Below are 17,284 nucleotides of genomic sequence, written 5' to 3'. Positions count from 1 at the left end.
TTCCTGTTTTTTATAGGTAAGGTAAAAATCAGGCTAACATTAATCCCCGAATGAGCGCCGCCAGTCAATAACCCAATGTAACAATTTACAATGTTAATGATTCCCCGGCTCCGCGCGCAGCCGCGCCACCTGCGCCTCCACGTCGCGCCAGGCCGGTTTGTCGCCGGCATAGCGTTGGCGCAGATAATTCACCAGCGCCGTCACCTGCCGATCGGAAAAGCTGTCCTTAAAGCCCGGCATAAAGCCCAATTCGGCGGTGGCCGGTTTGGGGATCCCTTGCAGGATCACTTTGATCAGGTTATCGGGGCGATCGCTGAAGATATTGGTGTTATTGGCCAGATCCGGGCTGACGCCGAACAGCTGCGGCCCACCGGCAGCGGCGCTGTGGCAGGCCTGGCAAGCGCCCTGAAACAACCGCTCGCCGGCCAGCTGCCCCGCCGCCGGCAAGGCGCGGGCCGCCAACTGCGCCTGCGGTTCCACATTCAGCGTCGTCTTGGTGCTCAGCGACATCACATAGTTGGCCATCGCCCGCAGATCGCTCTGCGGCAACGTCGCCAGTTCGCTGACCACCGGCCCCATCGGCCCGGCCGCCACGCCGTGCTCGGCGGAATGCCCGCTGCGGAAGTACTGAAACAGCTGCTCCTCGGTCCAGGGCTTGTCCGCATTGGCCAATTGATTCAGCGCCGGCGCTTCCCACCCGTCCACCATCCCCCCCGCCAGGAAAGCCGCGCCGCCCTTTTCTGCCCCCAGCAGATTGCGCGGCGAATGGCAGGCGGCGCAGTGGCCGAGCCCATTGACCAGATAGGCGCCGCGATTCCACTGCGCGCTTTGTTGCGGATCGGGTTGAAATTCCCCCTGGCGCAGGAACAGCGCGTTCCAACCCGCCATCAACGGCCGCAGGTTAAACGGGAAGCGCATCTGATTGGCCGGATTGCTCTGGCGCACCGCCGGTTGCGACATCAGATAAGCGTACAGCGCCTGCATGTCGCCGTCGGTCATTTTACTGAATGCGGTGTAGGGAAATGCCGGATACAGATGGCGGCCGTCGCGGGCGATGCCCTGGCGCATCGCCCGATCGAACGCGGTAAACGACCAGTTGCCGATGCCGGTTGCCACGTCCGGGGTAATGTTGGTGCTGTAGAGCGTGCCGAACGGCGTCGCCATCGCCAGCCCGCCGGCGTTGGTCGCCCCTTCCGACGCGGCATGGCAAACCGCGCAGTCTCCGGCGACGGCCAACTGGCGGCCGCGCTCCAGCGTGGCGGCCGACCAGGTGCCGGCGCCGGGCGTCGCCACCGGTGCGATCTCCGCCCGCCATGGCAGGGCGCTGCCCGCGATGCCCAGCACCGCGCCGAACAGCCCCGCCGCACCGCCGAACCACCATTTACCGCGCTTCTTTTTCTTGGGCAGGGCGGCCTGCCGCTCGGCGTCCGGCCCGTTCAGCGCCTCTCGCAGCTTATCCGAGGTGATCGGCAGCTCGCGAAAACGAATGCCGGTGGCGTCGAACACCGCGTTGGCGATGGCCGCCGCGCTGGGCACTGACGCCGACTCCCCGGCGCCCAGCGGCGGATCGTAAGGGCGCGGCATCATCACCACGTCCACCTCCGGCACCTCCGGGAAGGTCAGGATCGGGTAAGCCCCCCATTCTTTGGCGGAGACCGTTGATTCCTCAAAGGTCACGCGCTCTTTCAACACCCGGCTGGTCGATTGCAACACGTTGCCGTGAATTTGGTGGCGCACACCGTCCGGGTTGACCATCATGCCCGCGTCGTGGCCGACCACGATGCGCGTCACCGCCACTTCGCCGCTGGCTTTGTCGATCGCCACGTCGGCCACCCAGGCGGCCCAGGCCGCGCCAAAGCCGGGAAACTTGCTGTGGATGTAACGGGCGTAGGCAAAGCCGCGCCCGCGCAGCACGCCGTCTTCCGCCGGGGTCTGCATCGGTTCGGTATGCGGCGTCCAGCCGGCGCGCTCTGCGGTGCTGCGCATCAGCTCACTGGCGCGTTCGTCATGGATATAGCGCAGCCGGTATTCCAGCGGATCGACGCCGGCGGCGTGGGCCAGCTCATCGATATAAGATTCGTGGGCGAAGGTGTTCGGCAAGGCGGAAACGCCACGCATCCAGGAGGCGCGCACGATCGGCGCCATGTCTTCGATGCTGACGCGCAGCGCCGGATACTCATAAGGCGGCACCGAGGTGCGGTCGCCCATTTCATAGGCCACCGGCAGCGGCTCGACCCGACCGGTCAGCAGCAGCGCCAGCGTCGGCGCGCCGTTGGAAGGATAATAGGTGCGAAAGTCGTAGGCGACCGGGTGCCCGGCGGCGTCCAGCCCGCCGTCCACCTCCATCAGCTGCGCCGTGCCCTTCGGTTCCCACACATGTTCTTGTTCGCGGGTCAGCTGCACCCGCACCGGCCTGCCCACCGCGCGCGACAGCAGCGCCGCGTCGGCGCAGACGTCATCGGCGCAATTGCGGCCATAGCAACCGGCCGCCTCCATGCGAACAATCTCGATCTGCGCTTCCGGGTATTCCAGCAGCCAGGCCAGATCGGCGCGCAGCAGGTGCGGGTTCTGGCTGCCTGACCAGACCTGCAGGCGCTCCGGCCGGTAGTCCGCCAGCGCGCAGGAAGGGCCAATCGAGGCATGCAGCTGATACGGCCACAGGTAGCTGCGGGTGAAACGCCTGTCGGCCGCCGCCAGCGCCGCGTCCACATCGCCGGTATCGTGCACCACCCGGGTCGAATGCGGGTTGTCGCGCAGCGCCTGCGCCACGTCGGTCATCTGCGGCAAATTGCGCCGCCAGTCTTTCCAGCTGACCTGCAGCGCCTGCGCCGCCTTGATCGCCTGCTCTTCGCGCTCGGCGACAATGCCGATGAAATCGCCGATCACCACCAGTTTGACGATGCCGGGAATATGCGCGATCGAGGTTTCGTCCACCGCCAGCAGGCTGGTGCCGACAAATTCGCCGCTGTCGTAACCGGCATAGGGCGGCCGCACCACTCGGCCATGCAGCATGTTCGGCAGGCGCATATCGTGTACATAGGTGGTTTCGCCGGTCGCCTTGGCCGGAATATCGACGCGCGCGGCGCTGGTGCCCACCAGGCGATACTCCGCCTGCGGTTTCAGCGGCGCGTCGCTGGAAATCGACAGCTCGACATGACCGCCGGCCACCAGCTCGGCGTAGCTGAGCGCCTGCCCCTGCGGGCTGCGGATCACGCCCTCTTCCAGCGTCAGCTGTTCCACCGGCGCATCGAAGCGCTGCGCCGCCTGGCGCAACAGCCAACGGCGCGCTTCGGCGGCGGCGTTGCGCAGCGGCACGGCGGAGATCTGCAGCGTGGCGCTGGCGATGGTGGCGCCCTGATTCGGCGCGCGCTCGGTATCGCCCAGCACCATTCGCACCTGATCCATGCGCAGGTATAGCTCTTCGGCGACGATCTGGCCGAGCGCGGTGCGCACGCCGGTGCCGAGATCGACATGGCCGTTAAAGGCATAGATTTCGCCGCTGCCGCACAGGGCGATAAACAGCCCTTGCTCCCTGGGCTTCAGCACCGGCGTTTGCCCTTTTGGTACCGGCCCCGACGGCGGTTGCACGCTGTCAACGATCAGCAGCACGCCGTCGCGCTGCAGCAATTCGGCCTGGCTCGGCGATGAGGGACGGGAATCAGTCATGAGCGTGGGCGTCCTCATCGCGGCAGAGAATGATGGCGCGCTGAACCGCACGCAGGATTTCGAGATGGGTGCCGCAGCGGCACAGGTTGCCGGACAGCGCCTGACGGATCTCCGCCTCGCTCGGGGCGGGATTGCGATCCAACAGGGCTTTGGTGGTCATGATCATGCCGTTGAGGCAGTAGCCGCATTGCGCCGCCTGCTCTTCGATAAAGGCACGCTGCACCGGATGCAGGCGCTGGCGATCGCCAAGGCCTTCCAGGGTCACGATCGCCCGGCCGGACACGCCGAGCGCCGGGATCACGCAGGAGCGCGCCGCCACGCCGTCGATCAACACGGTACAGGCGCCGCATTCGCCCAGGCCGCAGCCGTATTTCGGGCCGTTGAGCGCCAGATCGTTGCGCAGTACCAGCAAGAGCGGCGTATCCGCCATCACCTGCGCATGAAGCTGTTCGCCGTTCACCGACAGCATCAGCGGATGCTCCGTCAGCGTGGTGTTCGCGCCTTCCCTGGGCGACTGCACTTCAGATATCGCCATTGTTCGCGTCTCCGCCTGCACTTGATGGTCTTATGGGCTGGCCTCTCGCCACCGACCACCAGGCAACCGACGTTGCGCGGGCGAATCAGCCGGTGGGCGGATCTTCCAGCATTTTATTCAGCAGGAATATCAGCGCTATCCGTTCGGCCGGGTTGAGCGTGCCGAACGTCAGCTCTGTAATTTTCGCCGCCTGCGGCACCGTTTCCGTCAGCAGCACGGCGCCGGCGTCGGTCAGGCCGACCACCACCTTGCGCCGATCCACCGGATCGGGCGTCACCGTGATCAGATCGCGCGCCTTCAGCCGCTCGACGATGCCGCGTATGGTGGCCTGATCCACCGCCGTCACCTGCACCAGCTCGGTCAGCGAGCTCGGCCCCATATCGCGCACCGCGCACAGGGTGATGAACTGCACCGCCGTCAGCTGCGAATCGCCGACGTTTTGCTGGAAAATCGCCAGGTGGCGCTGATAAACCTTGCGCAGCAGGTGCCCAACTTGCTCGGTAAAATGATAATTTTCGGGTTGGCCGCTCACGGCTGACGGGTATTCGGGGGGCGTCATTGCGTTACTCTCACCATCTATGGAATCCACGAGAATAGTACAAACCCCCGCCGTTGGCAGCAACGATTAAGCCCGGCGCACGCGCGAGGCCTCCGGCGCCACCACTTCCCCGTCCGCCACCACCGTTTGCCCGTCGAGGCGGATGTCGCAGCGGCGCAGCGCGATGTCCATATGGCAAGGCGTTTTACGCGTGCCGCCCACTTCGGTATTCGGCCCGGTTGAGAACAGGAAGTTGCCGTAAAACGCGCGCGCGTCCATGCACATGCCGTCGTTCTTGTCGTGCAGGCCCATCGCCGTCCACTGGGCGCGCGGCTGCAGGCCCCAGCCGATGTGCGAGATGCCGTACACCTCCGGATCGTCAAAGTATTTCATGTATTCGCGCAGGTATTCCGCCTCGAAGCCGCCGTGAATGCGGGTAACGAACCCTTGTTCGATCTCCAGCGTGATGCGTTCGCGCGCATAGCTTTTAAACGGCAGCAAGATATCGCCGACCTCCAGCACCAGCACCCCTTCCGCCTGCTCCTCATTCGGCCAGGTGAACAGGAAGCCGCTCGGCCAGTGATCCCAGCGCCCCGGTTCATCGGCATAGCCGTACTCGGTCACCGTCGGGTATTGCCCGAGCGGCGCGCGGAAATCGCTGCCGGCGGCGGAGGTCACCTGCATCAGCTTCGCCTGCTCCAGTACGGCGGCGGCGGCCAGCACCCGCGCCTTGTCCTCCGCGTTGGGCAACATGCGCGCCAGTACCTCCGGCGGCTCCACCGCCAGCAGGATGCGGGTGCCGGTTTTCAGGATCTGCTCCTGCTCCGGCGAATGCAGCAGCATCATGGTATCGACGATCAGATCGGCAGCCTCCAGCGCACGCTGCGCCGCCAGGTTGCCGGTCAGCGCGGTATCGCCGCAATAGGCGGTCATGTCGTTGCCCATCGCCCGCGGATGGTTGAACGCCGGCAGCTCGACGGCATACACCCTGGCGCCCAGCCGCAGCGCCGCGTCGGTCGCGGCGCGCACCGTGCGCGCATCGGAATAATGGCTTTTCAAAATCGCCACGCTCTGCGAAGCATCGACCTTCGACAGCGTAAGCACCTGCTCGAACAGCTGTACCAACTGGGTTTCATTGACCGCCATGGCCTGTCTCCTGTCTCGTCAAGGGTGTCCGACGCCCGCAAGGCGGCGGTGATTTTTCAAACAATTTAAAGTGAACACACTCGTTTTTATCTAAGTCAAAAAAGCAAAGGAAAGCAAGTTGCGACTATCCATCATAAGAAAGTCCTATTTCATCCCTCTGCAATCCTGTGATTAACATGAGTTTAACAGTAATGCGCCGTCAATTAGCGTGAGCAAGATCTGATTTAACACTTTTGCAACTTTGCGTTATCTAGTGCATACACTATAAATCGATCGTCCGGCCACGCGTTGGGCCTACGCTGAAAAAAGCCAACAGACAGGGGAAATATGATGAGCAAACAACCACGCATCGCCGTCGTCGGCGCCGGGCTGGGGGGCGCCGCCGCCGCCGGGCTGCTGCAAAAAGCCGGCTTTACCGTCGATCTGTATGAACAGAGCCCGGCGTTCTCGCGCCTCGGCGCCGGCATTCACATGGGGCCGAACGTCCTGAAGATTTTCCGCCGGCTCGGCATTGAGCAGCGGCTGGAGCAGATGGCGTCTCATCCCGATTTCTGGTTCAGCCGCGATGCCGAGAGCGGCGACTATCTGTCGCGCATCGAACTGGGCGCCTTCGCCCGCCGGGAGTACGGCGCCGCCTATGTGACGGTGCACCGCGGCGATCTCCAGGCGTTGCAGCTTTCCGCGCTGCAGCCCGGCACCCTGCACTTCGGCAAATGCCTGAGCAAGATTGAAGATCGCGGGGACGAGGTGGTGCTGAACTTCGTCGACGGCACCTCGGCCCATGCCGACATCGTGATCGGTGCCGACGGCATCAATTCGCGCATCCGCGAACATCTGCTGGGGGCGGAAGCGCCGACCTACAGCGGCTGGGTGGCGCACCGCGCGCTGATCCGCGGCGAGAAGCTGGCGAAATACAACCTGACGTTCGAAGACTGCGTGAAGTGGTGGTCGGCGGATCGCCATCTGATGGTCTACTACACCACCCAACGGCGCGACGAGTATTACTACGTGAGCGGCGTGCCGCACCCGGCCTGGGATTTCCAGGGCAGCTTCATCGACAGCAGCCGCGAAGAGATGTTCGAGACCTTCGCCGGCTACCACCCGATCGTGCAGGCGCTGATCGAATCCAGCGAGCAGGTCACCAAATGGCCATTGCTGAACCGCAAACCGCTGCCGCTGTGGAGCGAAGGCCGCCTGGTGCTGCTCGGCGACGCCTGCCATCCGATGAAACCGCACATGGCGCAGGGCGCGGCGATGGCGATCGAAGACGCCGCCATGCTGACCCGCTGCCTGCAGGAAACCGGCCTCGGCGACTACCGCACCGCCTTCCAGCTGTATGAAGCCAACCGCAAGGAGCGCGCCTCCAGGGTGCAGGCGGTGTCCAACGCCAACACCTTCCTGCGCACTCAGGAAGATCCGGCCTGGGTCTACGGCTATGACCTGTACGCGCAAGCGCTGAAATCGGAGAACGCCGCATGAGCACCTTCCTCTACGGCGCCCACGCTCACGCCAACGGCATTCGCCAACACTACCTGCGCTACGGCGGCCACGGCCCGGCGCTGATCCTGATCCCCGGCATCACCAGCCCGGCGATCACCTGGGGCTTCGTCGCCGAGCGGCTGGGAGAAAAATACGACGTCTACGTACTCGACGTGCGCGGCCGCGGTTTGTCGTCCAGCGGCCCGGAGCTGGCTTATGACGCAGAGACCTGCGCGCAGGACGTCAATGCCTTCGCCGCCGCGCTGAACCTGGCCAGTTACGCCCTGCTCGGCCATTCGATGGGCGCCCGCTTCGCCCTGCGCGCCGCCGTTTTGCAGCCCGCCGGCGTGCGGCGGCTGGTGCTGGTCGATCCGCCGGTTTCCGGCCCCGGCCGCCGCGCCTATCCCGGCCAATGGCCGTGGTACGCCGACTCTATCCGGCAGTCGCTGCCGGGCATGAGCGCCGAGCAGATGCGCGCCTTCTGCCCGACCTGGAGCGAGGAGCAGCGCCGGCTGCGCGCCGAGTGGCTGCATACCTGCTACGAGCCGGCGATCCAACGCGCCTACGACGATTTTCATCAGGTGGACAGCCACCGTGACTACCCGCTGCTGGCCATGCCGACGCTGCTGATGGTCGCGGGCAAAGGCGGCGTCATTCAGCCCGAAGACCGGGCGGAGATCCGCGCGCTGCAGCCGGAGATCGCCATCGTCGAGGTTGAGAACGCCGGACACATGATCCCGTGGGACGATTTCGATGGCTTCTTCCGCGCCCTGGGCAATTTTCTGGATTAACTGAGGAACACCGACATGAGCAACCACTACCGCATCGGCCAGATCGTACCCAGCTCCAACACCACGATGGAGACCGAGATCCCGGCGATGCTGGGCGCGCGCCAGCTGATACGCCCGGAGCGTTTCACCTTTCACTCCAGCCGCATGCGCATGAAACACGTCAATAAAGAAGAATTGGCGGCGATGGACGCCGAGTCCGATCGCTGCGCGCTGGAGCTCTCCGACGCGCGGGTCGACGTGCTCGGCTACGCCTGCCTGGTGGCCATCATGGCAATGGGGCTGGGCTACCACCGCGAATCGCAGGCCCGGCTGGCGCAGGTGACGAAAGACAATCAGGCCGCCGCGCCGGTTATCAGCAGCGCCGGCGCGCTGGTCAACGGCCTGAAGGTGATCGGCGCCAAACGCATCGCGCTGGTGGCGCCCTACATGAAACCGCTGACCCAACTGGTGGTGGATTACATCCAGCACGAAGGCATTGAGGTCAAGGTATGGCGCGCGCTGGAGATCCCGGACAACCTCGACGTCGGCCGGCACGATCCGGCCAGGCTGCCGGGGATCGTCGCCGAGATGGATTTACGCGAGGTCGATGCTATCGTGCTGTCCGCCTGCGTGCAGATGCCTTCGCTGCCGGCCGTCCCGACGGTGGAGGCCCAAACCGGCAAACCGGTGATCACCGCCGCCATCGCCACCACTTACGCGATGCTGACCGCGCTGGAACTGGAGCCGATCGTCCCCGGTGCCGGCGCCCTGCTGTCCGGCGCCTATTGAGGAGGCATGATGAACGACACCCTCAGCGACAATTATCGCGGCGTCTGGGGCCAGCGCCTCGGCTTCGGCCGGCGCCCGGCGCTGCTGGCGATCGATTTTATGCAGGCCTACACCACCGAAGGCGCGCCGCTGTTCGCGCCGGGCGTGGTGAGCGCGGTCGAGGAAAGCCGCGAGCTGCTGGCCTGTGCGCGCCGCACGGGAATTCCTGTGATCCACACCCATATCCGCTATCATGCAGGCCATTTTGCCGATGGCGGCCTGTGGGTCAAAAAAGCGCCGGTGATGAAGGACATGGTGGCGGGCAACCCGCTGGCGGCGTTCTGCCCGCCGGTGGCGCCGCTGGCCGATGAGGTGGTGCTGAGCAAGCAATACGCCAGCGCCTTCTTCGGCACCGCGCTGGCGCCGCTGCTGGTGGCGCAAGGGATCGACACGCTGCTGATGATCGGCTGCTCCACCAGCGGCTGCATCCGCGCCAGCGCGGTGGACGCGGTGCAGCACGGCTTTCGCGCCATGGTGGTGCGCGAGTGCGTCGGCGATCGTCACCCCGGCCCGCACGAAGCCAACCTGTTCGACATCGACAGCAAATACGGCGACGTGGTGCACAAACGGGAGGCGCTCGACTACCTGAACCGGTTATGAATCAACGACTCACCTGCAACGACAATAACGAAGGCGCAGACAGCGCCTCACGCGACCGCCCGAAACAGGGCGGCGCCCCTGCAACGCAAACACAACAGGCGCCTCCTGCGGAGGCCAACACGCACCACCTGGAGACAACATCATGGCCATTGTCGACACCCCGCTGGCGGGGAAAGCGGACGCAGAATCGCTGCTGCTGTACCGCAAAATCACCTGGAAACTGATCCCGTTTCTTTGCCTGTGTTACCTGGCGGCCTACCTCGATCGCATCAACGTCGGGCTGGCCAAGCTGCAGATGGCCGACGCGCTGCAGCTGAGCGAAGCGGCCTTCGGCCTGGGCGCCGGGCTGTTTTTCGTCGGCTATATTCTGTTCGAGGTGCCGAGCAACCTGATCCTGCAGCGCGTCGGCGCCAAGATGTGGATCGCCCGCATCATGATCACCTGGGGGCTGCTGTCCACCGCCACCATGTTCGTCACCACGCCCACCCAGTTCTACGTCATCCGCTTTCTGCTCGGCGTGGCGGAGGCCGGTTTTCTGCCCGGCGTGCTCTTTTACCTGACGCTGTGGTTCCCGACCTATCGCCGCGGCCGCATCATCGCGCTGTTCATGATCGGCCTGCCGCTGTCCAGCGTGATCGGCGGGCCGCTCTCCGGCTGGATCATGGGCCATTTCGACATGCGCCATGGGCTGCACGGCTGGCAGTGGCTGTTTTTGCTGGAGGGCATTCCCAGCGTGCTGTTGGGGGTGCTGACCTTCTGGCTGTTGCCTAACACTTATCAGCAGGCCAAGTGGCTGACGCCCGAGGAAAAACAGCGCATCGCCGACGATTTGGCGCGTGACGACGCCGAGGCCGATCACGGCAAGCACAGCTTCCGCGACGGCTTCTTCAACCTGAAAGTGTGGATGCTCGGCGGCATCGACTTCGCCATTTTGCTCAGCGCCTACGCCATGGGCTTTTGGATGCCGACCTTCATCAAAACCGCCGGCGTTACCGACATCACCACCATCGGCTACCTGACGGCGATCCCCAGCGTCGCCGCCCTGCTCGGCATGCTGCTGATCGGCAGCAGTTCCGACCGGCTGCGCGAACGGCGCTGGCATATCATCGTGCCGTTTATCGTCGGCGCGCTGGCAATGGCCGGCAGCACCTTCTTCACCCACAATGCGCTGGCCACGGTGCTGCTGTTCTCCATCGCCCAGGCGGCGATCATCGGCGCGGTGCCGGTATTCTTCAGCCTGCCGGCCACCTTCCTGCGCGGCACGGCGGCGGCGACCGGCTTCGCGCTGGCCTGTTCGCTGGCCAACATCGCCGGGCTGGTGAGCAATTCGCTGATGGGGCTGGCGCTGGATCTGACCGGCAAGAGCGGCGGCGCGCTCTGGGCCTTCGCCGGCTGCCTGCTGCTCAGCTCGCTGCTGGTGGTGGCCCTGCCGGCCAAGGTGGTGAACCGCTGAATGTCGGCCAAGCCGAAAAAGACGAAGGGCGCATAACGCGCCCTTTTGTTTGCTTACCGGGAATGGCCGAACTTACTCGTCCTTCAGCCCGCGGTTGATCAGCATCGGTTCGATGCTCGGCTCTTTGCCGCGCCAGTCGATGTACAGCTTCTCCAGATCCTGGCTGTTGCCGCGCGACAGGATCATGTCGCGGAAGCGCTGGCCGTTTTCGGCGGTCAGGCCACCGTGTTCGGTGAACCACTGGAAGGCGTCGTCCGCCAGCATTTCCGTCCACAGATAGGCGTAGTAGCCCGCGGCGTAGCCGTTACCCCAGATGTGCTGGAAATAGCTGGAACGGTAACGCGGCGGCACGTAGCTGAGATCGACCTTGTCTTTTTGCAGCGACTCGGCCTCGAACTTGTCCACGTCCTGCTGCGGCTGGTCGGCCGTCAGCATGTGCCAGTGCATGTCCAGCAGCGCGGCGGACAGCAGCTCGGTCATGCTGTAGCCCTTGTTGAACTTGTCGGCCTTCTTGATCTTGTCGACCAGTTCCTGCGGCATCGCCTCGCCGGTCTGGTAGTGCTTGGCGAAGTGGCTGAACACTTTCGGATCGCTGACCCAGTGCTCGTTGAACTGCGACGGGAACTCGACGAAGTCGCGCGCGGTGTTGGTGCCCGACAGGCTCGGGTATTCCTGATCGGCGAACATGCCGTGCAGCGCGTGGCCGAACTCGTGGAACATGGTGATTACGTCGTCATACGACAGCAGCGCCGGCTGGCCCGGCGCCGGTTTGGTGAAGTTGGCGACGTTGTAGATCACCGGCTTGGTGCCGTTGAGCTTCGACTGATCGACGAAGTTGCTCATCCAGGCGCCGCCGCCCTTGTTGTCGCGCTTGAAGTAGTCGGTGTAGAACAGCGCCAGCGATTTGCCGTCCTTGTCGAACACTTCATACACCTTGACGTCCGGCTGGTAGACCGGGATGTCCCTGCGCTCTTTGAAGCTGATGCCGTACAGCAGGTTGGCGGCGTAGAACACGCCGTTGTTCAGCACGTTGTTCAGCTCGAAGTAAGGCTTGATCTGCGACTCGTCCAGATCGTACTTGGCCTTGCGCACCTGTTCGGCGTAGAACTGCCAGTCCCAGGCCTGCACCTTGAAATCGCCTTTCTGCTGGTCGATCACCGCCTGAATGTCTTTGGCCTCACGCTCGGCGCGCGCGGTGGCCGCCGGTACGATGTTGCGCATAAAGCTCAGCGCGGCATCCGGCGTCTTGGCCATCTGGTTTTGCAGTTTCCAGGCGGCGTAGTTCGGGTAGCCCAGCAGCTTGGCCTGCTCGGCGCGCACTTTGGCCAGACGGGAGATGGTCTGGCGGGTATCGTTGCCGTCGCCCTTCTCCGCACGCGTCCAGGAGGCGTCGAACAGCGCTTGGCGGGTATCGCGATCTTTCAGGCTCTGCAGCAGCGGCTGTTGCGTGGTGTTTTGCAGCACCAGCAGCCACTGTTTCTCCAGCTTGCGTTCGGCGGCCGCCTGGGCCGCCGCAGCCAGCTCGCCTTCCGACAGGCCGTCCAGCTTCGCCGGGTCGGTTATCGCCAGCGCGCCGTTTTTGCTCGCCGCCAGCAGTTTGTTGGTGAACTGGGTGCTCAGCGTCGCCGCTTCCTGGTTCAGCGCCTTCAGCTTGGCCTTGTCGGCGTCCGACAGGTTGGCGCCCGCCAGCTCGAAGTTCTTGTAGGTCACTTCTACCAGCCGGCGCGATTCCGGATCCAGCTTCAGCGCATCGCGATCCTGATAGATGGCCTTGATGCGAGCGAACAGCTTGCCGTTGAGCATGATGTCGTCGTTCAATGCCGCCAGCTTCGGCGAGGTTTCTTCATCCAGTTTCTGCAGCGCGTCGCTGGTGTTGGCCGAAGTCATGGCGCCGAACACGTTCATCACCCGCGTCAGCAGCGAACCGGCCTGCTCCAGCGCCACGAAGGTATTCTTGAAATTAGGCTTGGCCGGGTTGTTGGCGATCTTCTCCACCTCTTCCCGCTTTTGCTTGATGCCCGTTTCGATCGCCGGCGCGTAGTCGCTCTCCTTGATCAGGTTGAACGGCGGCGCCTGGAACGGCAGACGGCTTTGATAGAAGAACGGATTCTGAGTCTTTTGCTTGTCGTGCTGATTGGCTTCACCGGTCACGGTAGCCTCCTTCGCCTGGCCGCTGGGCAGCGCGCTATGGTCGGCGTGAGGTTGGGTTTCTGCTGCCTGTGCCTGCGAGCCCAGCGCCATGCCGATCGCCAGCACCAATGTGGATAAACGCATCAAATCGAAACTCCTCCATGTTCACGGAATAAGGTCTCGGGGAATCGCTCCCTCTGAGTCATCACCTAGCTTAGGTGCAGTTGGCAGTTTGAGCAAAAACAAGTGATTAGAAGTTAGCCGCCTCGCCAACCTGCTGTATCAGGAACGTCAGCAACGCGCGCGTTTTGGCCGGTAGATAGCGGCGGCCGGGGTAAACGGCATACAGCTGCAACGGCGCCGGCGGCAGTGCCAGCGGCACCTCAACCAAACGGCCGTCGGCCAGAAACGGCCGGCAGCCGAGCTCGGAAAGCATGGCGAACCCCACGCCGGCCAAGGCCGCCTTCAGCGCCATCTCCCCGCTGTTGACACGATAGCGCGTATTGACCGGGACGGTAACGAAGGTTCCGTCCGGGCGGACGAACTGCCACGGCATCCCCTTCAGCGCATCCACCGTGCTGATGCAGGGCAATTGCGTGAATTGTTCAATCGCCGACGACGGCGGCCACTGCGCCAGCAACGCCGGAGCGGCCACCACGATGCAGGGGAAAGACGTCAGCGGCTGCGCGACATAGTCGCTGTCGTCCAGCATGCCCCGGCTGATCATCACCGCCAGATCGACATCATCGAGCAGCGACGTCATACCCGCCAGGTTGGTCACGCAGCTGATTTCGATCTGCGGATGCTGCATGGCGAACGCCGCCAGCGGCTCGCCCAACAGGTATGGCCCCACTTCATTGGGCACGCACAGGCGCAGCGGCCCGCGCAGCTGTTGCTGCCGCTCGCTGAGGGTTTGCGCGGTGTGTTCCAGCGACGCCAGCAGCGGCTGGGTGCGTTCATGCAACAGCTGGCCGTTCGGCGTCAGCCGCATCGAGCGAGTGCTGCGTTCGAGCAATCGCTGCTCGAGCTGACGCTCCAGCTGAGAGATGTAGCGGCTGACGTTGGAGGTCGGCATCGCCAGCGCCCGCGCCGCCCCGACGAAGCTGCCTTGCTCCACCACCGTCACGAAAATGCGTAGCAGGTTTAAATCCAATTTGGCGCGCATAATTATCCCTAATTTGATAACAAACCATGCCATTTCTACCATCTAATCCCGACCAACGCCAAACGCTACACTGCCGGCCTGATTCTGCAACCCATGGATGCTTATGACACCCACGAGAAAGCTGACGGCGATAACGCTGGTCATCGCCTTTATTCAGTTCACCAATGCCCTGGAATACATGGTATTCAACCCGATATTCCTCTACATGGCCGCCGATTTTTCCGTGCCCGTCAGCTTCGCCGGCTATGTCAGCGCGGCCTATACGCTGGCCGCGGTGATTTCCGGCATCGGCGCATTTTTCTGGATCGGCGGCGTTGAGAAGCGGCGCTTTCTGCTGCTCAATGTCACGCTGCTGGGCGTGACCACCTTATTGATCGCCACAACCCAGCAGTTTTACTGGCTGCTGGCACTGCGGCTGTTGGCCGGGCTGTTGGGCGGCACCACGATGGGCGTTGGGATCGGCCTGCTGCTCAACGCCGCACCGGCCGCACTGCACGGCAGAATGTTGGCGACGGTGATCGCGTCCTTTTCGTTGGTGAGCATTGTCGGCATGCCGGGCATGCTGTACCTGTGCGAAGTGGCGAGCTGGCGCGCCGCGCTGGTGACTATCGGCGGGCTGTGTCTGCTGGCGGCCGTCTTGGTCGCGCTGTTCGTTCCCAGGGATGCGCCGCAGCCACGGGCTACCGAGCCCGTCGCGCTCGATCGCCGATTGCTGCTGTTCGCCGCCGCAGCCGGCCTGACGCAGTTCAGCCCGATGCTGCTGATCCCGGTGCTGGCGCCGCTGCTCACCCAGCGGCTACAGGTGGCAGACGCGCATTTGCCCTGGCTGTTTCTCATCGGCGGCGTGGCCGGCTATCTGGCGACCGTACTGGCGGGCCGCTGGCTGCAACGCTTTGGCACCGTGACGCTGACGGCGGGCGCCACGCTGTTGCTGCTGGGCAGCCTGTGGCTGGCGGCGCGCGGTGGCGATCGCGGCGAGCTGTTCATGGTCGCGTTTCTTGCGGCGGCCTATGCGCGGCTGGTGGCGATCTCTTCCCTGAGCATGCGCTGGCCGGACGCTCGGCAGCGCGCCGCCTTTGGCGTACTGCAAACCGCCCTGATACACCTGAGCGCCACGGCGGCCTTCTTGCTCTCCTCCGCGTTGCTGAGCAGCGGCCTCACCCCGCTTAGCCTGCAACGCCTGTTATGGCTGTGCGCGCTGAGCGCGGTCGCCGTCGCGCCGCTCAGCGTTTGGCTGCAGGCGCGGCTGCGTCAGCGCGGCGCCTGATAAACCATCTTGCCGTCCACATAGGTGCGATAAATGTTGCGATCGTCTCCCAGCGTCATCAGCACGAACCCTTGTTCCGCCGACGTGGCGCTGTTGGCGTAGCGCAACTGCTGCAGCGGCGTGACCGCCGGATCGAGCACCACAAAATCCGCCTCTTTGCCGACGTTGAAGTTGCCGATTTTGTCGTCCAGCGCCAGCGCGCGGGCGCCGCCCAGGGTGGCGTGATAGAACGCTTCTACGGCGGAGAGTCGGTAATGCTGCAGCTGGCCGACTTTGTACGCCTCGCCCAGCGTGCGCAGCATATTGAAGGTGGTGCCGGCCCCCACGTCGGTGCCGATGCCGAGCTTCACCCGCTTGCGCCAGGCCTGCTGCAGGTCGAACAGCCCGCTGCCGAGGAACAGGTTGGAGGTGGGGCAAAACGCGATCGCCGAGCGGGTCTCGCACAGACAGTCCCACTCCTGCTCCTCCAGGTGCAGGCAGTGGGCGAACACGCTTTTGCCGCCGGTCATGCCGTAGCGATGGTAAACGTCCAGATAGCTTTGGCTCTGCGGGAACAGCGATTTTACCCAGGCCACTTCCTGCGGATTCTCGCTCAGGTGCGTCTGCAGCCAAACGTCGGGGAATTCTTCGCGCAGCCGCTGCACCTGCGCCAACAGCGCCGGGGTACTGGTGGGCGCAAAGCGCGGCGTAATGGCGTAGCCGAGGCGGCCTTTGCCGTGCCAGCGTTCGATCAACTCACGCGTCTGGCGATAACTTTGCTCCGGCGTTTCCAGCAGCGCCTCCGGCGCATGGCGATCCATCATCACCTTACCGGCGATCAGGCGCATATTCAGCGCTTGCGCCTGGGTGAACAGCGCATCGACCGACTGCGGGTGCACGCTGCCGAACACCAGCGCGGTGGTGGTGCCGTTGCTCAGCAACTCCCGCAGAAAGAAGGCCGACATCTCGTCGGCGTGCTGTTCGCAGCCGTAACGGCTTTCGGTCGGGAAGGTGTAATTGTTTAACCACCCCAGCAACTGGTCGCCATAGGCGCCGATCATTTCGGTTTGTGGGTAGTGGATATGGGTGTCGATAAAGCCCGGCACGATCGGTTTATCGCGATACTCCGTGACCGCGAAACCCGGCGGCAACAGCGCCTCACCCTGCTGCCAGCTGCCGAACCAGACGATGGTGCCCTCGTTGAGCAGCAACAAACCGTCGGGAATGTGCCGCAGGCGTTCGTCGAGCTGTTGCGCTTCCTCCACGCAGGCGGTGATATCAAAAAAATTGCCACGAATAGCCGTGGTGAATTGCAGTGCCATTATTTTCTTCCTTGTGACGACCGGCCAAGCTCACCCGCGTAATAATCTTCGCTGATGAAACAATGCCTTTTATTACCCAAACTCAAAGACCGGATTAAGCATAGCAAGCCGTGTGCCAATAGGCGGCCATAAAATACATTTACATTTAAAAACAGAGACATATCAATTTAATCAAAGAAAACCAACCGATGAAAAAGAATAAAACGCGCGGCGATCTTCAACGGCAGACCAATAGCAACCGTTTGCTTGCCGGAATAACGCCGCGCCGCTGCACCTTTACCGGGCAAGCGGATAATTTCGCGGCCGTTGCGGTTATTTCAACGCGATACAAAGCGGTCTGCCCCATTCCGCAGGCCACCCGACAAACTTGAAACGATAACCATTCTCAATTATCATCCGCGCATCT

14 protein-coding genes are annotated in these 17,284 nt (G+C 63.6%); 7 read left to right on the top strand and 7 right to left on the bottom strand.

The window, feature by feature from the left end; all coding sequences use genetic code 11:
* Positions 1 to 93: 93 nt before the first annotated feature.
* The 4 genes from ACJ8QI_RS07460 to ACJ8QI_RS07445 all read right to left on the bottom strand — a co-directional run bounded on the left by ACJ8QI_RS07460 (position 94) and on the right by ACJ8QI_RS07445 (position 5,885).
* Positions 94 to 3,666 carry a molybdopterin cofactor-binding domain-containing protein gene (locus tag ACJ8QI_RS07460; RefSeq protein WP_442532287.1) on the bottom strand — a complete coding sequence of 1,191 codons (3,573 nt, stop codon included), beginning with the start codon at positions 3,664 to 3,666 and terminating at the stop codon, positions 94 to 96.
* Complete coding sequence (locus ACJ8QI_RS07455) at positions 3,659 to 4,201, bottom strand: (2Fe-2S)-binding protein (protein ID WP_060419070.1); 543 nt, start codon at positions 4,199 to 4,201, stop codon at positions 3,659 to 3,661. The genes ACJ8QI_RS07460 and ACJ8QI_RS07455 overlap by 8 nt, the downstream gene beginning before the upstream one ends.
* Before the next feature lie 85 nt (positions 4,202 to 4,286).
* On the bottom strand, positions 4,287 to 4,760 hold the full coding sequence (locus ACJ8QI_RS07450; protein ID WP_033634451.1) for a MarR family winged helix-turn-helix transcriptional regulator: 474 nt from the start codon (positions 4,758 to 4,760) through the stop codon (positions 4,287 to 4,289).
* Positions 4,761 to 4,826: 66 nt separating this feature from the next.
* Entirely contained in the window at positions 4,827 to 5,885 is a 1,059-nt protein-coding gene (locus tag ACJ8QI_RS07445) for a 2,5-dihydroxypyridine 5,6-dioxygenase (RefSeq protein WP_015377796.1), read from the bottom strand.
* Between the two features lie 327 nt (positions 5,886 to 6,212).
* On the opposite strand from ACJ8QI_RS07445, the gene ACJ8QI_RS07440 reads away from it, so the two are divergent.
* The 5 genes from ACJ8QI_RS07440 to ACJ8QI_RS07420 all read left to right on the top strand — a co-directional run bounded on the left by ACJ8QI_RS07440 (position 6,213) and on the right by ACJ8QI_RS07420 (position 11,015).
* Positions 6,213 to 7,364: an FAD-dependent monooxygenase gene (locus ACJ8QI_RS07440; RefSeq protein ID WP_033645813.1), complete on the top strand. Its 1,152-nt coding sequence runs from the start codon at positions 6,213 to 6,215 to the stop codon at positions 7,362 to 7,364.
* Positions 7,361 to 8,155 (top strand): alpha/beta hydrolase, encoded by a 795-nt coding sequence (locus ACJ8QI_RS07435; RefSeq protein ID WP_442532286.1) that lies wholly within the window; start codon positions 7,361 to 7,363, stop codon positions 8,153 to 8,155. Before ACJ8QI_RS07440 ends, ACJ8QI_RS07435 begins: the two co-directional genes overlap by 4 nt.
* 15 nt (positions 8,156 to 8,170) lie before the next feature.
* A complete protein-coding gene (locus tag ACJ8QI_RS07430; protein ID WP_016927838.1) occupies positions 8,171 to 8,923 on the top strand; it encodes a maleate cis-trans isomerase family protein in 753 nt (250 codons plus the stop codon).
* Between the two features lie 9 nt (positions 8,924 to 8,932).
* A complete protein-coding gene (locus ACJ8QI_RS07425; RefSeq protein ID WP_055312376.1) occupies positions 8,933 to 9,562 on the top strand; it encodes an N-carbamoylsarcosine amidohydrolase in 630 nt (209 codons plus the stop codon).
* Positions 9,563 to 9,704: 142 nt separating this feature from the next.
* Positions 9,705 to 11,015 carry an MFS transporter gene (locus tag ACJ8QI_RS07420; protein WP_004938595.1) on the top strand — a complete coding sequence of 437 codons (1,311 nt, stop codon included), beginning with the start codon at positions 9,705 to 9,707 and terminating at the stop codon, positions 11,013 to 11,015.
* A gap of 72 nt (positions 11,016 to 11,087) precedes the next feature.
* Here ACJ8QI_RS07420 and dcp read toward each other — a convergent pair whose 3' ends face one another.
* Positions 11,088 to 13,289 carry a peptidyl-dipeptidase Dcp gene (gene dcp, locus ACJ8QI_RS07415; RefSeq protein WP_442532285.1) on the bottom strand — a complete coding sequence of 734 codons (2,202 nt, stop codon included), beginning with the start codon at positions 13,287 to 13,289 and terminating at the stop codon, positions 11,088 to 11,090.
* A gap of 106 nt (positions 13,290 to 13,395) precedes the next feature.
* Entirely contained in the window at positions 13,396 to 14,310 is a 915-nt protein-coding gene (locus ACJ8QI_RS07410; protein WP_442532284.1) for a LysR family transcriptional regulator, read from the bottom strand.
* 103 nt (positions 14,311 to 14,413) lie between these two features.
* On the opposite strand from ACJ8QI_RS07410, the gene ACJ8QI_RS07405 reads away from it, so the two are divergent.
* Complete coding sequence (locus ACJ8QI_RS07405) at positions 14,414 to 15,577, top strand: MFS transporter (protein ID WP_442532283.1); 1,164 nt, start codon at positions 14,414 to 14,416, stop codon at positions 15,575 to 15,577.
* Here ACJ8QI_RS07405 and guaD read toward each other — a convergent pair.
* Positions 15,562 to 16,878, bottom strand: a complete 1,317-nt coding sequence (gene guaD / locus ACJ8QI_RS07400; protein ID WP_442532282.1) for a guanine deaminase — start codon at positions 16,876 to 16,878, stop codon at positions 15,562 to 15,564. The two genes, ACJ8QI_RS07405 and guaD, sit on opposite strands and share 16 nt — an antisense overlap.
* A gap of 188 nt (positions 16,879 to 17,066) precedes the next feature.
* On the opposite strand from guaD, the gene ACJ8QI_RS07395 reads away from it, so the two are divergent.
* Positions 17,067 to 17,249, top strand: coding sequence for a hypothetical protein (locus tag ACJ8QI_RS07395; protein WP_442532281.1), 183 nt, complete (start codon positions 17,067 to 17,069; stop codon positions 17,247 to 17,249).
* The last annotated feature ends 35 nt before the right edge of the window (positions 17,250 to 17,284 follow it).

Origin of the sequence: Serratia sp. CY84636 (genome assembly GCF_052166245.1) — a bacterium.
GTDB classification, from domain to species: domain Bacteria; phylum Pseudomonadota; class Gammaproteobacteria; order Enterobacterales; family Enterobacteriaceae; genus Serratia; species Serratia nevei.
The sequence above is the reverse complement of the archived record's forward strand: the minus strand, read 5'-3'. Positions and strand labels throughout refer to the sequence as shown.

Coding starts and splice junctions, on each gene's coding strand:
- dcp (WP_442532285.1), bottom strand. CDS start 13,289: ATGCGTTTATCCACATTGGTGCTGGCGATCGGCATGGCGCTGGGCTCG.
- ACJ8QI_RS07455 (WP_060419070.1), bottom strand. CDS start 4,201: ATGGCGATATCTGAAGTGCAGTCGCCCAGGGAAGGCGCGAACACCACG.
- ACJ8QI_RS07435 (WP_442532286.1), top strand. CDS start 7,361: ATGAGCACCTTCCTCTACGGCGCCCACGCTCACGCCAACGGCATTCGC.
- ACJ8QI_RS07460 (WP_442532287.1), bottom strand. CDS start 3,666: ATGACTGATTCCCGTCCCTCATCGCCGAGCCAGGCCGAATTGCTGCAG.
- ACJ8QI_RS07405 (WP_442532283.1), top strand. CDS start 14,414: ATGACACCCACGAGAAAGCTGACGGCGATAACGCTGGTCATCGCCTTT.
- ACJ8QI_RS07425 (WP_055312376.1), top strand. CDS start 8,933: ATGAACGACACCCTCAGCGACAATTATCGCGGCGTCTGGGGCCAGCGC.
- ACJ8QI_RS07420 (WP_004938595.1), top strand. CDS start 9,705: ATGGCCATTGTCGACACCCCGCTGGCGGGGAAAGCGGACGCAGAATCG.
- ACJ8QI_RS07445 (WP_015377796.1), bottom strand. CDS start 5,885: ATGGCGGTCAATGAAACCCAGTTGGTACAGCTGTTCGAGCAGGTGCTT.
- ACJ8QI_RS07430 (WP_016927838.1), top strand. CDS start 8,171: ATGAGCAACCACTACCGCATCGGCCAGATCGTACCCAGCTCCAACACC.
- ACJ8QI_RS07440 (WP_033645813.1), top strand. CDS start 6,213: ATGATGAGCAAACAACCACGCATCGCCGTCGTCGGCGCCGGGCTGGGG.
- guaD (WP_442532282.1), bottom strand. CDS start 16,878: ATGGCACTGCAATTCACCACGGCTATTCGTGGCAATTTTTTTGATATC.
- ACJ8QI_RS07395 (WP_442532281.1), top strand. CDS start 17,067: ATGAAAAAGAATAAAACGCGCGGCGATCTTCAACGGCAGACCAATAGC.
- ACJ8QI_RS07410 (WP_442532284.1), bottom strand. CDS start 14,310: ATGCGCGCCAAATTGGATTTAAACCTGCTACGCATTTTCGTGACGGTG.
- ACJ8QI_RS07450 (WP_033634451.1), bottom strand. CDS start 4,760: ATGACGCCCCCCGAATACCCGTCAGCCGTGAGCGGCCAACCCGAAAAT.